Source organism: Anaerobacillus sp. QJM3NY_32, assembly GCF_056173645.1.
The window spans coordinates 732,138-750,970 of the sequence record NZ_CM149684.1 but is presented as its reverse complement, the minus strand read 5'-3'; the positions used below and the strand labels follow the sequence as shown (position 1 = coordinate 750,970).

Annotated in this window: 15 protein-coding genes and 2 rRNA genes; 3 read left to right on the top strand and 14 right to left on the bottom strand. The window is 42.4% G+C overall.

All coding sequences use genetic code 11. The features are described from left to right. Window positions 1-18: 18 nt before the first annotated feature. Entirely contained in the window at window positions 19-849 is an 831-nt protein-coding gene (locus AC0VYH_RS04085) for an SPL family radical SAM protein (protein WP_475366614.1), read from the bottom strand. Window positions 850-960: 111 nt separating this feature from the next. Here AC0VYH_RS04085 and AC0VYH_RS04080 point away from each other — a divergent pair, with 111 nt between their 5' ends. Continuing rightward, window positions 961-1,362, top strand: coding sequence for a hypothetical protein (locus AC0VYH_RS04080; RefSeq protein ID WP_475366613.1), 402 nt, complete (start codon window positions 961-963; stop codon window positions 1,360-1,362). Window positions 1,363-1,502: 140 nt separating this feature from the next. Here AC0VYH_RS04080 and AC0VYH_RS04075 read toward each other — a convergent pair whose 3' ends face one another. Beyond that, window positions 1,503-2,381 carry a LysR family transcriptional regulator gene (locus AC0VYH_RS04075; protein WP_475366612.1) on the bottom strand — a complete coding sequence of 293 codons (879 nt, stop codon included), beginning with the start codon at window positions 2,379-2,381 and terminating at the stop codon, window positions 1,503-1,505. A 115-nt stretch (window positions 2,382-2,496) separates the two neighbouring features. Between AC0VYH_RS04075 and AC0VYH_RS04070 the strand changes: the two genes are divergently transcribed. Beyond that, window positions 2,497-3,582, top strand: coding sequence for a citrate synthase (locus tag AC0VYH_RS04070; RefSeq protein WP_475366611.1), 1,086 nt, complete (start codon window positions 2,497-2,499; stop codon window positions 3,580-3,582). 128 nt (window positions 3,583-3,710) lie between these two features. Here the strand turns inward: AC0VYH_RS04070 and queC are convergent, their stop codons facing one another. From queC to queD, 3 genes are read right to left on the bottom strand one after another with little or no spacing between them, the layout of a single operon-like run. Further along, a complete protein-coding gene (queC, locus tag AC0VYH_RS04065; RefSeq protein WP_475366610.1) occupies window positions 3,711-4,385 on the bottom strand; it encodes a 7-cyano-7-deazaguanine synthase QueC in 675 nt (224 codons plus the stop codon). A gap of 1 nt (window position 4,386) precedes the next feature. Further along, complete coding sequence (locus tag AC0VYH_RS04060; protein ID WP_475366609.1) at window positions 4,387-5,115, bottom strand: 7-carboxy-7-deazaguanine synthase QueE; 729 nt, start codon at window positions 5,113-5,115, stop codon at window positions 4,387-4,389. After that, window positions 5,108-5,584, bottom strand: coding sequence for a 6-carboxytetrahydropterin synthase QueD (queD, locus tag AC0VYH_RS04055; protein WP_226616375.1), 477 nt, complete (start codon window positions 5,582-5,584; stop codon window positions 5,108-5,110). The genes AC0VYH_RS04060 and queD overlap by 8 nt, the downstream gene beginning before the upstream one ends. A 262-nt stretch (window positions 5,585-5,846) precedes the next feature. Here queD and AC0VYH_RS04050 point away from each other — a divergent pair, with 262 nt between their 5' ends. Next, complete coding sequence (locus AC0VYH_RS04050; RefSeq protein WP_430243874.1) at window positions 5,847-6,089, top strand: hypothetical protein; 243 nt, start codon at window positions 5,847-5,849, stop codon at window positions 6,087-6,089. A 37-nt stretch (window positions 6,090-6,126) separates the two neighbouring features. Here AC0VYH_RS04050 and AC0VYH_RS04045 read toward each other — a convergent pair whose 3' ends face one another. The 9 genes from AC0VYH_RS04045 to AC0VYH_RS04005 all read right to left on the bottom strand — a co-directional run bounded on the left by AC0VYH_RS04045 (window position 6,127) and on the right by AC0VYH_RS04005 (window position 18,709). Continuing rightward, window positions 6,127-7,308, bottom strand: coding sequence for an aminotransferase (locus tag AC0VYH_RS04045; protein WP_475366608.1), 1,182 nt, complete (start codon window positions 7,306-7,308; stop codon window positions 6,127-6,129). Continuing rightward, a complete protein-coding gene (locus AC0VYH_RS04040) occupies window positions 7,305-7,799 on the bottom strand; it encodes an Lrp/AsnC family transcriptional regulator (RefSeq protein ID WP_475366607.1) in 495 nt (164 codons plus the stop codon). Before AC0VYH_RS04040 ends, AC0VYH_RS04045 begins: the two co-directional genes overlap by 4 nt. A gap of 88 nt (window positions 7,800-7,887) precedes the next feature. Further along, window positions 7,888-9,396: a histidine ammonia-lyase gene (gene hutH, locus AC0VYH_RS04035; RefSeq protein WP_430243879.1), complete on the bottom strand. Its 1,509-nt coding sequence runs from the start codon at window positions 9,394-9,396 to the stop codon at window positions 7,888-7,890. A gap of 136 nt (window positions 9,397-9,532) precedes the next feature. Further along, on the bottom strand, window positions 9,533-10,594 hold the full coding sequence (locus AC0VYH_RS04030) for a Ger(x)C family spore germination protein (RefSeq protein WP_475366606.1): 1,062 nt from the start codon (window positions 10,592-10,594) through the stop codon (window positions 9,533-9,535). Continuing rightward, window positions 10,591-11,682: a GerAB/ArcD/ProY family transporter gene (locus tag AC0VYH_RS04025; RefSeq protein ID WP_475366605.1), complete on the bottom strand. Its 1,092-nt coding sequence runs from the start codon at window positions 11,680-11,682 to the stop codon at window positions 10,591-10,593. The genes AC0VYH_RS04030 and AC0VYH_RS04025 overlap by 4 nt, the downstream gene beginning before the upstream one ends. A gap of 12 nt (window positions 11,683-11,694) precedes the next feature. After that, entirely contained in the window at window positions 11,695-13,185 is a 1,491-nt protein-coding gene (locus tag AC0VYH_RS04020) for a spore germination protein (RefSeq protein WP_475366604.1), read from the bottom strand. A 107-nt stretch (window positions 13,186-13,292) separates the two neighbouring features. Next, window positions 13,293-14,711, bottom strand: coding sequence for a cryptochrome/photolyase family protein (locus tag AC0VYH_RS04015; RefSeq protein ID WP_475366603.1), 1,419 nt, complete (start codon window positions 14,709-14,711; stop codon window positions 13,293-13,295). Window positions 14,712-15,508: 797 nt separating this feature from the next. Further along, a 5S ribosomal RNA gene (gene rrf, locus AC0VYH_RS04010) occupies window positions 15,509-15,625 on the bottom strand. A gap of 154 nt (window positions 15,626-15,779) precedes the next feature. Further along, window positions 15,780-18,709: ribosomal RNA gene (locus AC0VYH_RS04005) — 23S ribosomal RNA — on the bottom strand. Window positions 18,710-18,833 lie beyond the last annotated feature (124 nt).

Sequence of the window (18,833 nt, the reverse complement as noted above, 5' to 3'; positions counted from 1 at the left end):
TGTTATTATTTATTTAAACTAGCCCTCGTCTGGAGGTGAAAAACCTTCTTGAGAAATATAAATGGCGCTATCAGGAAAAAAGTCCTGTAATCGCTTCTTTATTTTCAAATAGGCTTTACGTTGATACCAACCTTCTAGACCCGCTTCTTCAAAGAGCTTACGAATGCCAAGCTGCTCTGTTCTTTTACCACCGCTCCCATCACCCATGAAAAAGTCATCAAGCGTGAGGCGATCCGTTACTTCAGCTAACTTCTTAGGGAAATGTTCAGAACACGGGAGAAGTGGTGCCACTGCCGCTTGTACAGGAATACCGTTTGCTCGTAACGTTTGTAGCGCCTTTAACCTTGCTGCAATTGGCGGTGCTGATGGCGCAAAAATTTTGCGCACTGAATCAAGGTCTGTTTCTACTGTCATACTGACCAGAACCTTTTTGCCGAATTTTTTTAACAAATCAATATCTCTAGTGACGAGTGGAGAGCGGGTTTGAAGAAATAGAAAATCAGGCATTTCTTCTACCATAGCCTCAAGTAATCCTCTTGTTAAATCAGTCTTAAATTCAATAGGCTGATAAGGATCTGTCGAAGAAGACATAAAAATCGATACTTCTCCTTTTTTCCGAGCTTTCGGAATCTCTTTTTTCACAAGATCCACAGCGTTTTCTTTAATATCTACCCATTCTCCCCAATCCTCTTCCCTAAAAAGGGCAATAGGCATTCTTCTTACATAGCAATAAGAACAACCGAAGGCACATCCAGCGTAAGGGTTCAGAGTGTGACTATATCCATTAAGAAATCCACTACCTTTTGTTAAAATAGACCGAGATGTTCGCTTCTGAATTGAAGGCTGCAATGGCGATCCCTCCTTCTTCCATTAGTGTACCATAAACCGAACATGTATTCGATTATTACGAATAATTTTTCACTAAGCGGGCACGGTAAAGGTGAAAGGTGGTATAAATTGATGAAACGTACAGTAAGCTGTCTCCTTTTCTTACTTCTTCTTTTACCAATTCATGCTTATGCAGCTGGTCCGATTCAGCTCATTCAAGGAAAGTGTCCAACATCACTAGATCAATCGGCATCAACAAAAGGACTTACAACGAAAGCTACAACGATTCTTTCAGGCTTAATGGCCAATACTCCCGATACAAATTCATGGCAAATCATTAGCATGTCCCCTTTAAAAAAGAAGTCACCCTATTACGCGCCAGCCGTTAAAACCTGTGAAAAAAAAGTCGCAAATCACACTTACCTTATTGATGTACTCGTCACAAAGAAATCTTCTCAACTCCCCGTGCGCATGCACCTCTTTGCTTCTAAAGAAGAAAAGGGGTGGAAAGTTTGGGGACTAACTACTTACTAAATGTGTATACTTTATTTTACTTCGCACATACTACTCATGCGTGTAAGCTAGCCGTTAGGATCTATGACACGCAACCATCCCACACTCTTATTTCACACTCGGAAAATAAGAGGATAGCCCGATCAGGACGCTGATCGGGCTTAATTCATGCTTTTCTCAATAAATTGTTTAAATATTTCTGTTTCCTCCGAAAGATGTTGATAGACCATGTATGTGTGAACCTCAGACAGTTTGATTTCCTCAGTATCGACTTGAAGAATTCTCCCTTCAAATACCTCACGCCGAACAGATGACCATGGTAAAAAAGAGAACCCAAGCCCTTCCTCAATAAATCGCTTTGTAATGTGTACTTGGGATACAACCATCGTTCGAACACCGTCATATTTAGAACGTAGTTCAACTAAAAGATCTTCCCAATAATCAGGATGATTGTGTGTGAGTAACGTTGATCTCAAACAAAACTCACTTAAAGTTAAAGGCAGACTTGTTTCCGCATCTCCCCCATCGTGTGGCACAACTAAAACAATTGGATCGGCTCCAATTTGTTCATTTTTCACATATGCCTGCAAAGATTTCATTCTTGAAAGACCGAAATCTGCATCATTTTTGGTGATCATCTCTCCAATTTCATTAGACTCACTTACTTTTACAACTACCTCAATCGATGGATAAGCTTTCATAAATTGCTGAAGGACATTAGGTAGAACCGTAGCAGCAATTAAAGGAGATACAGCAATCGTCAACTTTCGATGGTACCCCTGCCTCCACCCGTTCATATGACGTAAGCTAGTCTCATACTGTTCAACTAACTCTTTGGCATGCGGAAGAAATTGTCTTCCTGCTTCGGAGAGCACCACTCTTCTACCGCTCTTCATAAATAGCTTACTGCCAATCTGCTTTTCGAGTTGTTGAATGTGAACCGTAACAGTAGGTTGAGCAAGATAGAGTTTTTCAGATGTTTCCCTGAAATTTTCATACGAAGCAGCTGTGACAAATGTTTTCAACCAGTTTAGATTCATTCTTACCCCCCTTATTGATAGCGTTTCTCTATTAATTATTCAGTAATTATTTATTAGTCATAATCATATCGAATCGATACACTAGATACAAGACGAATGAAATGGAGTTGAGTTTATGATTCATGCCGGATTAGAAGGAATCATTGCGGCTGATTCCAATATCAGCCTTGTAGACGGAGAGAACGGTTTGCTTGTCTATCGAGGACACTGGGCAAAAGAAATTGCGAAAGAAAAATCATTCGAAGAAGCTGCCTACTTCCTATGGAATGGTTCATTTCCTACTGAACAACAGCTAACTGCTTTCACCTCCGCACTTGGTGAAGCAAGACACTTATCACCAAACCAGAAGGAAATCATAAATCGTTTACCTAAAAAAATGGAGATGATGAGCGTTATTCGAACGGTCTTATCTTCCATGGGAGATCACTCATATCAGTTCCCAGCGACACAGGAACAGGGAATTCACCTACTGAGTATCGTTCCCACTATTATTGCCTATCGCTACCGCACTCAAAATGGATTATCCCAAATCGATCCAGACGTAACGTTGTCTCACGTTGGGAACTATTTATATATGTTGACAGGAGAACGTCCTCAGGAAAATCACATTAAAGCGTTAACTGCCTACTTCATTTTAACGATGGAGCATGGATTAAACGCCTCTACCTTTACTGCTAGGGTGATTTCATCAACTGAAAGTGATCTCGCATCAGCTATTACAGGGGCTATTGGCGCTATGAAAGGACCTCTTCATGGCGGAGCGCCAACTGGGGTTATTGATTTATTAGAAGAAATTAAGCGCGACGGCGATGCTGAGAAAGTATTGCGACGTAAACTTGAAAATCGTGAGAAGCTAATGGGCTTTGGACATCGGGTTTATAAAACGCGTGACCCCCGTGCCGCCGCTTTAAGCGAGATTACTTCAGACTTCTATGACGATGCAGAGTTTAAACTTGCACACAAAGTAGAAGACACGGCCGTACGCCTTCTCCAGGAGTACAAACCTGACAGAAAACTTTATGCGAATGTGGAGTACTATGCAGCGGCCATCTTAAGAGCGATCGAGCTACCAACAGAACTGTTTACCCCAACATTTACAGCAGCCAGAACGGCAGGTTGGATCGCACACGTGTACGAGCAAAATGACAATAACCGTATCATCCGCCCATCTTCTGTTTATAGCGGGGAAATGCCTGAGTAAGCAGGGGTGCGGATTCGGCGGTCGGCGCGGGTGCCTGTCACCCGCGCTATATGTCGAGCCACTCCTCCGTTGGAAGTTTATTGTCCAAAACATAAAAAGCTGTCGGAGTATCCTCCGGCAGCTTTTTATTACACTTTATAAGGTATCGGATCTACCGCTCCAGCTTCTTCAAAGCCTTTCAGACGTAGACGACAGCTATCACACTCGCCACATGCTTCTTCTTCACCATTGTAGCAAGATGTCGTTAGTTCATAAGGAACGCTTAAACGTAAGCCTTCACTAACCGTATCTGCTTTCGTCAAGTTAATTAACGGCGTATCAATCTTCATTTCACTACCTGTTGCTCCAGCTTTTGTAGCTAGATTAACCGTTTCATTCATACTTTCAATAAACTCTGGTCGGCAATCCGGGTATCCACTATAGTCAACGGCAGATACACCGATGTAGATCGCTTCAGCTCCAATCACTTCTGCGTAAGCAGAGGCAAGAGAAAGAAAGATCATATTACGAGCTGGTACGTAAGTAACTGGAATTTCATCTTCATCCATATCTGTTGGTACATCAATGGAATCATCTGTAAGGGCACTGCCCCCAATTTGATTTAGAAAACTAATGTTCACTATGCGATGATCGGGTGCATTGTAATATTCCGCTACTTTCTTCGCCTGCTCTACTTCTCGGTTATGCTTTTGGCCGTAGTGGAATGTAATCGGATAAAGCTCATAGCCATTTTCCTTCGCGATTCCCATGCATGTTGTACTATCTAAACCACCGCTCAATACAATCACTGCTTTTTTATTCACGTTACACACCTCTTCTATTAGGATCCCAAATAATCTTATGAAGCTGCATACTTAGCTTCACTTTGCTTAGTCCTGCTTCTAGAATTTTTTCAACAAGTTTGTGTGGAGGCATCGTTTCCCACACTGGACTATACAATACCTGACCTTTTTGATGATTTTGTGAGACAACTTCAGTTGCTACTGTGAAATCTTCATCAGAGCCGATCACGAACTTAATTTCATCTTGTGTATCAAGAAGATCAAAGTTCTCATGAAGCATGCGATGCTGTTCACCAGAATCAGGCAGCTTATAGTCCATCACAAAACGAACTTTCTCCTGCCAGGCTTCATCGTCTTTTCGAACCGCTTCATATGGCGTAAGATCAATCGCTCCGTTCGTTTCGATATGAATGTCTTCAATATGCGGAAGATCTACCATCGCTTGAATAAGCGCCATTGATTTCTCACGATGAATTAACGGCTCCCCTCCTGTAAAACAGATGTGACGGCTATTATATTGTTTGATTTGATCGATAATCGAGGCAATTGAACCTTTGTATTCTGCTTTATCCGGTGCATAGCTATAAGGCGTGTCACACCAGCTACAGCGCAAGTTACAGTGAAAGACGCGTACAAATACTGTTGGAAAACCAGCGCGCGTTCCCTCTCCTTCTACTGTCTCAAATACCTCCACCATCGGTAGTTCCCACTTCATATATTCGGATTGTTCCGGTAGCACCCATTTACTCATTTTCTTCCATCCATTCCCGCTTTAGCGTTGCGTAGCTTGTTGGTGTTTCATAGAGAACTAGTTCTTCAATGCGCTGACCAAGATCTTTCATATTGCGCTCAGTCAGAGCTTGATCTAACTGCTCCCACATCCAAACAATCATATTTTCAGCGGTCGTGTTCATGTTCGGAAGCACTTCATTTAAATAATGATGATCCAACTTCGAATCAATCACTTCTTTAAATAGGGTTTTAATTTCACCAAAATCAACTGAAATGCCGATTTCATTCACAAATCCGCTGATTGTGATGACGACTTTATACGTATGGCCATGCATGCTTTTGCACTTACCTTCGTAGCAGTGCAAATGATGCGCAGCATCAAATGTAAATTCTTTTGTTACCGCTACTCGTTTATGATGATACTTTAATTCGCTTTTCTGAATATCTTCTCCAAGTACTTCAACTTTCTTTGGAATCATAAAAGACATAAAAAAAGCCCCCTTCTTTATTCAGTAAGGGAGACGCATGAAAAACCCCATCTCCATTCAGAGAACTGGGCTACACTTTTCACGGTCCCTAGTTTTGTTTTACGAGAGGAGGGAATTACGAACTCTCCAACTTGATTATAATATCATAACACGTCATATTAGAAAAGGAGACGTATGCTAAAGCTCTTCTATTGAAGGAAAATACCGCGTTTAAAATTTAGAAAATAGTGGTAAAATCAACATCAGATGAGGAGTTGATTTGATGATGTCTAATAGTGGTGGCATGGATGGATTTGGCATGCTTTTTGAATTATTTGGTTTTCTATATATGGTCATTATTTTATTTATCGTGGTATTAACGATCGTATTCCTATTTAAAGCGATGAGCTATATGAAAAGAAAGAACGCTGCTGATCAAGAGCAGAATGAATTGCTCAGACAGTTACTTTCCAAACAAACGTCTTCAAGTATTTCAACAAGCAAAGAGGATCCAACTTCCTATTAATACATAACGCCGTCCTCACTGAGGACGGCGTTCCTAATTATCCCTTTGAATTGTGACGGTTAACAAACCGTTCGATTCGCTTAACAGCTTCCTGCAAAGAATCGATTGACGTTGCGTAAGAACAGCGCACATAGCCTTCTCCACCAGCACCAAAAACATGCCCTGGCACAACAGCAACTTGCTCTTCTTCTAATAACTTTTCAGCAAATTCATCTGATGTCATCCCAGTTGCCTGTACGGATGGAAATGCGTAGAATGCACCACCTGGCATATGACAGGAAAGTCCGATGTTGTTAAATGCTTTAACAAGAAAGTTTCTTCGCTGACGATAGCTTTTCTTCATTCTCTCAAGATCGTCTCTTCCACTTTTCAAAGCTTCGAGTGCCCCGTGCTGAGCGATTGTCGGCGCACACATCATTGTATACTGATGAATTTTCAACATCGCCGCAATGATTTCTTCAGGACCAGTCACGTAACCAAGTCTCCAGCCTGTCATAGCAAATGCCTTCGAGAAACCTGAAATAAGAATTGTACGCTCTTTCATGCCATCAGCTCGGGCAATGCTATAATGCGTTTCATCATACGTTAATTCCGCATAGATCTCATCCGAAAGTACGAGTAGGTCATGTTCTTCAATGATGTCCGTTACGTTCTTCAATTCTGCTTCAGACATTGTGGCACCAGTAGGATTACTCGGGAAACACAGAAGGATCGCTTTTGTTCGCTTCGTAATCACTTTTTCAAGCGACTCACGCGTTATTTTAAACTCGTCCTCTGCCTTTGTTTCCAAAGAGACAGGTGTCCCACCTGCGAGCGTTACAGCTGGTGAATATGCAACAAAACCTGGCTCGACAATAATAACCTCATCACCCGGATCAATCACTGCTCGAAAAGCCAGATCAATCGCCTGACTTGCTCCAACAGTTAATATGATTTGTGATTCAGCTGAATAGCTCAGTGAAAATTGTTCATCTAAGTAAGACGAAATTTCTTCCCTTAGCTCTAGCAGACCTGCATTTGCCGTATAAGCTGTATAGCCGCTTTCAAGTGAAGCGTAGCCCGCTTCACATACATTCCACGGTGTAACAAAATCTGGCTCACCAACACCAAGTGAAATAACATTATCCATTTGGGAAGCAAGATCAAAGAATTTTCGGATACCTGAAGGTTTTAATTGAGAAGCTGTTTTAGAAATATACTGCTGTTGAACTTCCTTCATGGTGACACCACAATCCGCTTATCCTTCTGTTCCGGTTCAAAAATTACACCGTCGTGTTTATATTTTTTAAGTAAGAAATGCGTTGTTGTCGACAAAACTGAATCAAGTGTTGAAAGCTTGTTAGAAACAAAGAAAGCAACTTCCTTCATCGTTTTCCCTTCGATCTGAACAGACAAATCAAACGCTCCTGACATTAAGTACACCGCTTTCACTTCCGGAAAACGATAAATACGCTCAGCAATCTCATCAAACCCAACATCTCTTTTTGGGGTTACCTTCACATCAATCATGGCTGCAACACCGTCTTTGCCAGAAGTTTTATCCCAATTAATGACGGATGAATAGCTTAAAATAATATCCTGTTCTTCAAGTTTCTTAATGACTTTCTCTACTTCTTCAACTGATAATTCAACCATATCAGCTAAAACATCCATTGGTACGCGTGCATTATCCTCTAAAATTTCTAGGATTTCGATTTCTTTTTCATTCACTGTATTGCCCCCTGCTTTCCATCTATTTCATCTACTATATCATTCTTCTACTTTTATTTCATTTTGTTATTTGCACGGAAGGATGTTCCTACACACCTACCACAATTTTCTCGATATCCCCATTTTCCTTTAACCAATCGGTCAATCGTTCGATATCATATGAAAAAATGCGATCGCAGTCTATTTCTCTAACAATGCCTCTTCCTGCCTCATATATTTTTTTCGTTTCTGGTGCAAGCTTCGTGGAATCTCGATAGGTAATTCCTTGCATTGCACAAATCGCTTCAATCGCTAGAATTCTTCTCACATTTGTTGTAATTTGGGCAGCGTGACGAGAACCAATCGTTCCCATACTAACATGATCCTCCTGATTGGCTGAGGATGGAATGGAATCAACTGAAGCCGGATGGGCAAGGGTTTTGTTTTCTGAGACAAGAGATGCTGCTGCGTATTGCATAATCATTGCCCCTGATTGTAACCCTGGTTTGGGACTTAAGAATGCAGGAAGATCATTCAATTGCGGGTTCACGAGACGTTCAATACGACGTTCTGCAATACTCCCAAATTCAGCCATCGCAATCGAAAGAAAATCCATTGCAAGGGCAATGGGCTGTCCATGAAAATTTCCTCCAGATAGTACTTTGGCTCCCCCATCAAAAATAAGTGGGTTGTCCGTGGCGGCGTTCATTTCAATTTCAAGTTTTTCTTTTACATAAGCAAGGGCTTGCCAGGAGGCACCATGTACTTGAGGAATACATCTGAGGGAATAAGCATCCTGAACCCTTATCTCTCCTTGCCTCGTTGTTAACTGACTCCCTTTTAATAGCTTTCTTAACCTTCTAGCCACATCCACTTGTTCAGGGTAACCTCTGACCAAATGAATGTCCTCATCGAAGGCGTCTGTAATAGCTCTCAAGGCTTCTAATGTAAGAGATGAGATCCCATCCGCTTCGTAGGCGAGTTTTTCTGCTTCAAGATAAGTGACAGCGCCCATCGCCGTCATCGCCTGTGTTCCATTAATAAGCGCAAGACCTTCCTTAGCGGTTAATTTAATCGGTTCGATTCCTTTCTCTTTCATTGGAACAGTCGCGTTCTCTCGCTTTCCCCGGTAGAATACCTCTCCTTCACCTAATAACGGAAGAACAAGATGAGCTAAAGGGGCCAGGTCACCGCTTGCTCCAAGTGATCCTTGCTGCGGTACAACGGGTAGAATTTCTTCGTTGGCATATAGCAATAGTCTTTCAATCACTTCACGCCTAATCCCTGAAAATCCTTTCAGTAAAGCATTCGCTCGCAGCAAAAGCATAGCTTTTGATACAAGGGGTGGAAAGGGTTCACCGATACCACATGCATGGGAATAAATAAGGTTCAACTGAAGCTGATCAACATCTGAAATTTGAATATGAACATCACTTAACTTGCCAAATCCTGTTGTAATACCGTACACTGTCTCCCCGTTTGCAACAATCGTTTCCACTGCTTTTCTGTTTTGATCAACACGCTTTAGACTCTCTTTCGAACAACTAGCACGCGCACCGTTATATAAAAGTTTTCTAAGATCATTTAATGATAACTGATAACCATCGAGTAAAATCATTTACTACCACTCCTCTACCATATTATCTAAGTAAAGGTACATAAAAAACTCGTTTTAAAAATCGAATCGATTTTTAAAACGAGTTTTTTTATTCCTATATTGTGTGTAATTGCTCATGAGCCCTTCACACCTTTCCTCAATCAATGATTCCTGATTCTCCAATATTCACTTTAACATCAATCGTTACAGGAACATCAGGATAACGGTCATACCATTTTTTAAAATCAAAATCTCTAGTCTGACTACGAGCATGATCACCGATTGAGAAAGGATCTATTCCTAATTCTTGAAATTTCTTAACCATCTCATTACCTTGAGCTTGCACGTTACGTTCAAGCGTCTCTGCAATTTCTTCTTTTGTCTCTTTACTCAACTTATCCCCTGTGTACTCTACAACATTTCCATTTAACTTAATTGTTATGTTTACTGAAGGATTGGTATTCCCATTTTTCACCTTATATTTCACTTTTGATTTGATCTTTTGTAGGTTTGCATATTCTCCATCTGGAAGCTCCAACTCATATAAACCAGCGCTGTAACTTTTATTAATTAATGCGAACATAAACATTTCATCCAAGTTCAGTTTCCCAACCATCTTTTCATCTTCAAACAAAGCGAGACCAGTTATTTTCACTTCAGTCTTTTCTTTCTTAAGTATAGGAACAACTGGATCCATCCCATCGCCATAATATTTGTAATCAAACAAGTGAATATTATTTTGGGGCATATTTCCATACTCAATCGATTGTTTAATTAGATTCTGTAGAAATGGGCCGATTCCCTGTAAATATTGAAATTCATTTTTTATGAGTTCGCCTGCACTTCCTTCTACTACACCAACGTAAATGAGACGACCAGCTGCTGGGTCTCTTAGAAAACTATCTAACACATCTATGATTCCCTCTTCAGCCATATCTTCACTAAATAACAATACCGCCATCTTCCCTATCGAAATTGGCTTAGGTAAACCACTTAATTGATTGCGAAGTCCTTTACTTGTATATGCCTCCGCTTCAAATGACCTTGTCTCAACTTCTTGATTTGGATCAAATGTTTGGAGAGAAATCGTTCCTTTGATTTTCCCTTTTTCGCCGTTGTCATAGCCAACGATAAATAGAATGGGAACTTCATCAATTATTTCCTCTGCTACACAACCTGTCAGAAGCATACAAAGAACTATTAAGCTGAAATATTTCATGTTCGCCTCTTCACTCTCCTCCAAATCATGCTGTATAAGAAAATAAATGGAATATAAAAGTAATAAACGTAGGTTCCTATAATAGAAGTTATCGTATTCAGATAGTCCACCTGATCACGATTCGTAACCATCACACATGCTGTAAAAACAAATGCAATCAAAACCAGAACAAAGTACTTTTGTTTTATATGAAACACCTTTTTTCCAACTCGACTTGCCCCCCACATCGTTAAGCAAATATTAGGAAAAACAACGAAGCACCAGAATGTTATCCCAAGATACTCAAATCGCTCTACAAATGGCAACTCGACAACCTTCCATGCAATTAGTGTAGACCAAATAGACTGCTGAAGTTGCCCCTCGCTATAAAATGCAAGAGAAATTATCATAACCATCGTGTAAATCAATGTCGTTAATAAAACGCCCATGTGTGCCCATATACGAGAGCTCTTCGGATTTTTTAAGAATGGATAAGCAAGTAATAAGATGTCTATGCCAACATAGCTTAGCGTCATCTGCCTTGTTCCAAGAGCAAATTCCTGCAACGAATGATCCAAGATAGGGAATATGTTGCTAAATGTAGAAAATTTCAATGGAGCCGTTGCCGTAAATACTAGCCACACTGGAATAACCACTCCAAAGAAACAGATGCCTGCTACAGTTCGAAAACCTCCAGCAAGCACATAATACGTTAACAACAAATACATTCCGACAGGTATCCAAGTGGCTAATTCAGGAAACATCCAGGCCTGAATGACTTCTATAAACGTACGAAGAATAACAATCGTCCCTAGCAATAAATACATCATTAGTGCAATGTTAAAAAACGCTCCTATCCACTTTCCGAACCACTTATGATGAAGATCAATAATGTCATAAGAACCATCACTAAGAACACGATACATCATCCATATAAACACGTGAAAAATAACACCTGTAATAATAACGACAATCCAGGCATCATTTCCTGCATAGGCCGCGATATAGCGAGGAAAGCCTAGTATTCCAACTCCCACCTGATTACTGTGAATAATAAACATGATCAGGAAGGGAGATATAAGAAGATCATTTCGCTTGCTCTGTTCCATGCAACTCACCCTCTACTGCTCATCGAAATCCAAATGATGCTCTTGGCGTTTTTTCTTATCCTCAAATCGCTTCGTCTGTTTCCCTCGAAAAAATTGAAATCTGTTTTTTTGCATGACATAAGGTAAACGAAAGAAAGAATCGTACCAATCTTTTACCCTCGGAGGATAAAGCGGCGCGAGATATGGGTTTCCAAATGATGTTAACCTGATCATATGCGTTAGAATAAATAGTCCAAACAGCGCTACTCCGATTAAGCCAAGAAATTGTGCGAACACAATTAAAGGATAGCGTAAAAAACGAATCGTATTAGTCATGCGATAAACTGGTGTTGTAAAAGAAGCAAGAGCTGATAAGGCAACCAAAATCAACAGAATATTACTAGTTAAAGAAGCCTCAACAGCAGCCGTTCCAATAACAATACCTCCTACAATACCGAGTGTTTGCCCAACCTTCGTCGGCATCCTTGCCCCCGCCTCTCGTAACAAATCGATTGTCACTTCAAGAAAAAACACTTCAATAACAGGAGAGAAAGGGATGTCACTTCTTGATGAAATTAACGTTGCTAATAACTTAGAAGGAAATAATTCATAATGATACGTTAAAACTGCAACGTACAAAGGAGTAGCGATAATCGACGCTAGAATGGCAATCATGCGGACGACACGAAAAAAGGAAGCAATATTCCATCCAAGATAGTAATCTTCAAAGGAAACTAACAATTGCCCAAAATTAATTGGACCAATTAGAGCATTAGAAGAGCCTTCTGTTAAGATCGCAAATGCACCAAAATTCATATGTCCTGTAATACGATCCGTTCGTTCCGTATCAATCATTTGCGGAAAAACAGACAGAGAATTGTCTTCTAACATCTGACCAATAAAGGAAGAGTCAGAAATAATATCAAAATCGAGATCTTCGAGACGCTGCATAACGGTATTAATATTCTGTTCACTAGCCACACCCTCAATAAAGGCAACGACAACCTTCGTTTTACTTATCGTTCCAACGGTAATCTCTTTCATTCTCAACCTGGGATGCGGGATTCTTCTACGAATTAAATTCATATTTGTATGAAGATCTTCGACTAGACCTTCTTTCGGTCCCATCACACTAAATTCAATTTCAGGAGCAGATAAATCTCTTGATTTGCGAAGACTAATGTTTACAAGGAGAACCTTTTGACCTCGTGAAAGTTGGATGGCAAGATAACCTTCTAACAACCGTTCTTGGATGACTGATAGCTCTGATGAAATCTCAATATTTTCGATTGGAAGAATACCTTTTAAGTCTTCAAGTGATTTTGACTTACATTCTTTAATTACTGGCAATATGTCACGGTGGAGCTGTTCAGAATCAACAAGCGATGCAAAATAGATTAACCGATAAGGCTGATCGCTCGCTTTATTTTCATATGCTACAAAATCGATCGATTGTTTAAGGTCTTTTATCATTTCCTCTAACGTAGATGGCTTTTCAGAAGCGCCTTTCTTAAACCATTTCACATGAATCAGCTCCGCACTTAGCATTCTCTTCCAATTAGCATGCGCATTTCTTGTCCTCTTATCCATCAAAAAAAGATCAGGCGCGCATATAGCACCTGACCTTTTTATCACGTTCTTTCTTTATAAACACTTAGCACCTTTTGGCGCTGTACTTTATGATCCACAGTTGGAAGTGGGTAATCTTCCCCAATGACACAGTTATTTTCCTTTTGCTCTTCTTCAGTCATTTTTGATGGTTGATGGATATACTTCTTAGGCACACCTTTTAACTCTTCAACGTATTTCTTAATATAAACACCATCCGGATCAAATCGTTCTGCCTGAGTCGTCGGATTGAAGATGCGAAAATAAGGGACAGCATCTGTACCAGTCGAAGAAGCCCACTGCCATCCTCCAGCATTGGAAGACTCATCATAATCAATCAGCTTTTCCTCAAAGTAACGCTCACCAAGTCTCCAATCGATAAGGTAATCTTTTGTAAGAAATGAAGCCGTAATCATACGAAGTCGATTATGCATCCAGCCTTCCTGATTTAGTTGCCTCATTCCAGCATCAACGATTGGAAAGCCTGTTTTACCCTCTTTCCACTTCTGGAATTTTTCTTCATCGTCATTCCACGGAATGCTTCGATATTTGGACTGAAATTCACGATCTCGAAATTCAGGAAACTCTGAATGAACCATTCCATAAAAATCACGCCAAGAAAGTTCCTGAATAAACGTTTCTGCCCCTTTATGATCATATTCCGCTACCATATGAAAAAGGGTTCGGACAGAGAGAGTACCTGTCTTTAAATACGGTGATAACTTACTCGTCCCCACAAGTGAAGGAACATCTCGATGATTATCATAATCCTTGATTCTTTCTTTCACAAAACGCTTCGCCCGTTGATTTGCACTCTTTTCACCAATCGCTTGCCAATTTGCTTCACACTTATTTAAAATGTTTGCAAATTCGGCTTCAGATTCGGGATCAAGTGTATGATCTAACGAATGAGCATACTTCTTAACCTTCTTAAAATCATTTTGAATGACTGGTGGCTTTCTTAGCGTCCGCCATTGCTTATAATAGGGCGTAAATACCTTATACATCGTATCATCATGTTTCCTAACTTCTTTAGAACCATGAAGGTAGTAATCTTTATAAGAAAATACTTTAATGCCCTTCTCTTTAAGCAAGTTACTCACTTCATGATCGCGCCTCGCTCCGTAACCTGCTTCATCTTCATTAAAGAAAATGGCCGTTACATTTAAACGAGCCGTTACCTTATCAAATACGTCTTTTGGAGTTCCGTAGCTAATTTGAAAGGGAAGTTTCTCATTTTTACAGCGTTCTTGAAATTCAGCCACCGTCCGAAAGAAATAATCATGGTGGAGATCGATTGTATTCGTAAAATGGGGATCAAACTGGAAAATCCCTACCCAGTTAGCATCATTTTCTTCACAATAGGCGATAGCCTTTTCAAGAGCAGTTTGGTCGTTTAAACGAAAATCCCGTCTAAACCAAACGATAACGATTTCACTCATCACATTCACCTCTACTATCATTTTAGTTCGAAGAAAGGGAGGCATACAGTTTGAATGTGCTATAGATGCCAACTAACGATATTGTAGCTAAATAAGTGGTCTACCTATAAGACAAATGAATAATTTATTCGAATCTCTTAAACGCGATATGTAACACTTTAATCATTAACCAAATTGTTATTACAATGATTAAGATTGAAAAGAAGCTGTTCCAAAAGGGTTCACTCCATTAATAGTAGATTCTAGTTCTTCCCCTCGATTTTAAAGCATTATTTTATACAATTCACCTGATCTTTTAAGAAATCTCTATCAATTTTATAATACCAAGAAGCTTATCATTAGCCATTAATTCCGCGATATTTTATATAATTCCGCGAAATCCGGATTTTTCCCGCGCATTTGAGATTAATTCCGCGAACGTAAAAAAACATATAAAAAAGCGAGAAACCCTCAGGTCTCTCGCTTCTCTTAATTGCCCAGCGACGTCCTACTCTTGCAGGGGGAGATCCCCCAACTACCATCGGCGCTCGAGCTTAACTTCCGTGTTCTCATACGGGGCGCGATAAGCGGCGAACTTCTTCGTCAGCTGCGCGATGCCAGATCCTCATGGATCTCTCGAATATCCACTCCGGTCTGACATCACTTGCTTCCTCGAATTTCTTGCTTCTCCCACCCCTACGAAGCTTTCGAAGAAGTCTTTGATTGTCTTTCCTGCAGCTTTTTTCTCTTACGAGCTTACTACACTTTTTGAATACAAAAAAGCGAGAGACCTGAGGGTCTCTCGCTTCTCTTATGTTGCCCAGCGACGTCCTACTCTTGCAGGGGGAGATCCCCCAACTACCATCGGCGCTGAAGAGCTTAACTTCCGTGTTCGGCATGGGAACGGGTGTGACCTCTTCGCCATCATCACTAGACGATTCAGGTGTTCCCTGAAAACTAGATAGCACGCACAACTTTCCAATATGTCCAGCTACGTAAGCCAAATCCTCGATCGTTTCACCTTTTGATTCTGACTCAAAAGCCTCCAACGCTTGTCGGATTTAAACGGCTTACTTCGCTTTTCGTTTTTAGGTTAAGCCCTCGATCGATTAGTATTCGTCAGCTCCACGTGTTGCCACGCTTCCACCCCGAACCTATCTACCTCATCATCTCTAAGGGATCTTACCAGCTTCATGCTGTGGGAAATCTCATCTCGAGGGGGGCTTCATGCTTAGATGCTTTCAGCACTTATCCCTTCCACACGTAGCTACCCAGCTATGCTCCTGGCGGAACAACTGGTACACCAGCGGTGTGTCCATCCCGGTCCTCTCGTACTAAGGACAGCTCCTCTCAAATTTCCTGCGCCCGCGACGGATAGGGACCGAACTGTCTCACGACGTTCTGAACCCAGCTCGCGTACCGCTTTAATGGGCGAACAGCCCAACCCTTGGGACCTACTTCAGCCCCAGGATGCGATGAGCCGACATCGAGGTGCCAAACCTCCCCGTCGATGTGGACTCTTGGGGGAGATAAGCCTGTTATCCCCAGGGTAGCTTTTATCCGTTGAGCGATGGCCCTTCCATGCGGAACCACCGGATCACTAAGCCCGACTTTCGTCCCTGCTCGACTTGTAGGTCTCGCAGTCAAGCTCCCTTGTGCCTTTACACTCTGCGAATGATTTCCAACCATTCTGAGGGAACCTTTGGGCGCCTCCGTTACACTTTAGGAGGCGACCGCCCCAGTCAAACTGCCCACCTGACACTGTCTCCGCACCGGATCACGGTGCTGGGTTAGAATGTCAGTACAGCCAGGGTAGTATCCCACCGACGCCTCCATCGAACCTGGCGGTCCGACTTCTATGGCTCCTACCTATCCTGTACAAGCTGTACCAAAATCCAATATCAGGCTACAGTAAAGCTCCATGGGGTCTTTCCGTCCTGTCGCGGGTAACCTGCATCTTCACAGGTACTATAATTTCACCGGGTCTCTCGTTGAGACAGTATCCAAGTCGTTGCACCTTTCGTGCGGGTCGGAACTTACCCGACAAGGAATTTCGCTACCTTAGGACCGTTATAGTTACGGCCGCCGTTTACTGGGGCTTCGATTCAGAGCTTCTCCCGTAAGGGATAACCCCTCCTCTTAACCTTCCAGCACCGGGCAGGTGTCAGCCCCTATACTTCGCCTTACGGCTTTGCAGAGACCTGTGTTTTTGCTAAACAGTCGCTTGGATCTTTTCACTGCGGCTCCCCTGGGCTATAAACCCGAGGAAGCACCCCTTCTCCCGAAGTTACGGGGTCATTTTGCCGAGTTCCTTAACGAGAGTTCTCCCGATCGTCTTAGGATTCTCTCCTCGCCTACCTGTGTCGGTTTGCGGTACGGGCACCTTTTTCCTCACTAGAGGCTTTTCTTGGCAGCGTAGAATCAAGGACTTCGGTACTAAATTTCCCTCGCCATCACGACTCAGCCTTCATGGTGAACGGATTTGCCTATTCACCAGCCTAATCGCTTGGACGCGCATTTCCAGCAGCGCGCTCTCCCTATCTTTCTGCGTCCCCCCGTCGTTCAAACGGAAAGGAGGTGGTACAGGAATATCAACCTGTTATCCATCGCCTACGCCTTTCGGCCTCGGCTTAGGTCCCGACTAACCCTGAGCGGACGAGCCTTCCTCAGGAAACCTTGGGCTTTCGACGGACAAGATTCTCACTTGTCTTTCGCTACTCATACCGGCATTCTCACTTCTAAGCGCTCCACCAGTCCTTTCGGTCTGACTTCACAGCCCTTAGAACGCTCTCCTACCATTGTCGTAAGACAATCCACAGCTTCGGTGATACGTTTAGCCCCGGTACATTTTCGGCGCAGCGTCACTCGACCAGTGAGCTATTACGCACTCTTTAAATGATGGCTGCTTCTAAGCCAACATCCTGGTTGTCTAAGCAACGCCACATCCTTTTCCACTTAACGTATACTTTGGGACCTTAGCTGGTGGTCTGGGCTGTTTCCCTCTCGACTACGGATCTTATCACTCGCAGTCTGACTCCCGCGGATAAATCGTTGGCATTCGGAGTTTGACTGGATTCGGTAATCCGGTAAGGACCCCTAGTCCAATCAGTGCTCTACCTCCAAGATTCTTGCCGCGAGGCTAGCCCTAAAGCTATTTCGGAGAGAACCAGCTATCTCCAGGTTCGATTGGCATTTCACCGCTACCCACACCTCATCCCCGCATTTTTCAACATGCGTGGGTTCGGGCCTCCATTCAGTGTTACCTGAACTTCACCCTGGACATGGGTAGATCACCTGGTTTCGGGTCTACGACCACGTACTATTTCGCCCTATTCAGACTCGCTTTCGCTGCGGCTCCGCCTTCTCAGCTTAACCTTGCACGGGATCGTAACTCGCCGGTTCATTCTACAAAAGGCACGCTGTCACCCATTAACGGGCTCCAACTAGTTGTAGGCACACGGTTTCAGGTTCTTTTTCACTCCCCTTCCGGGGTGCTTTTCACCTTTCCCTCACGGTACTGGTTCACTATCGGTCACTAGAGAGTATTTAGCCTTGGGAGATGGTCCTCCCGGATTCCGACGGGGTTTCACGTGTCCCGCCGTACTCAGGATCCGTCTCGGAGGGCATCGGATTTTGACTACAGGATTGTTACCTTCTCTGATGGACCTTTCCAGGTCGCTTCGTCTATCCGTGCCTTTGTAACTCCAAAGAGACGTCCTACAACCCCAGAGGGCAAGCCCTCTGGTTTGGGCTGATTCCGTTTCGCTCGCCGCTACTCAGGAAATCGCGTTTGCTTTCTCTTCCTCCGGGTAATGAGATGTTTCAGTTCCCCGGGTCTGCCTTCCATTCCCTATGTATTCAGAAATGGATACCATCCTATTAAAGATGGTGGGTTCCCCCATTCGGAAATCTCCGGATCAAAGCGTACTTACAGCTCCCCGAAGCATATCGGTGTTCGTCCCGTCCTTCTTAGGCTTCTAGTGCCAAGGCATCCACCGTGCGCCCTTAGTAGCTTAACCTTCGATTTGTTAGGCATTGCTGCCATAACGCATCAGTTATTACTAAGTTATTGCATAAAAAATAATTATTGGATGTCGTTGTTTGTGCTATCAAGTTTTCAAGGAACAAGGCTACTGTTTGAAT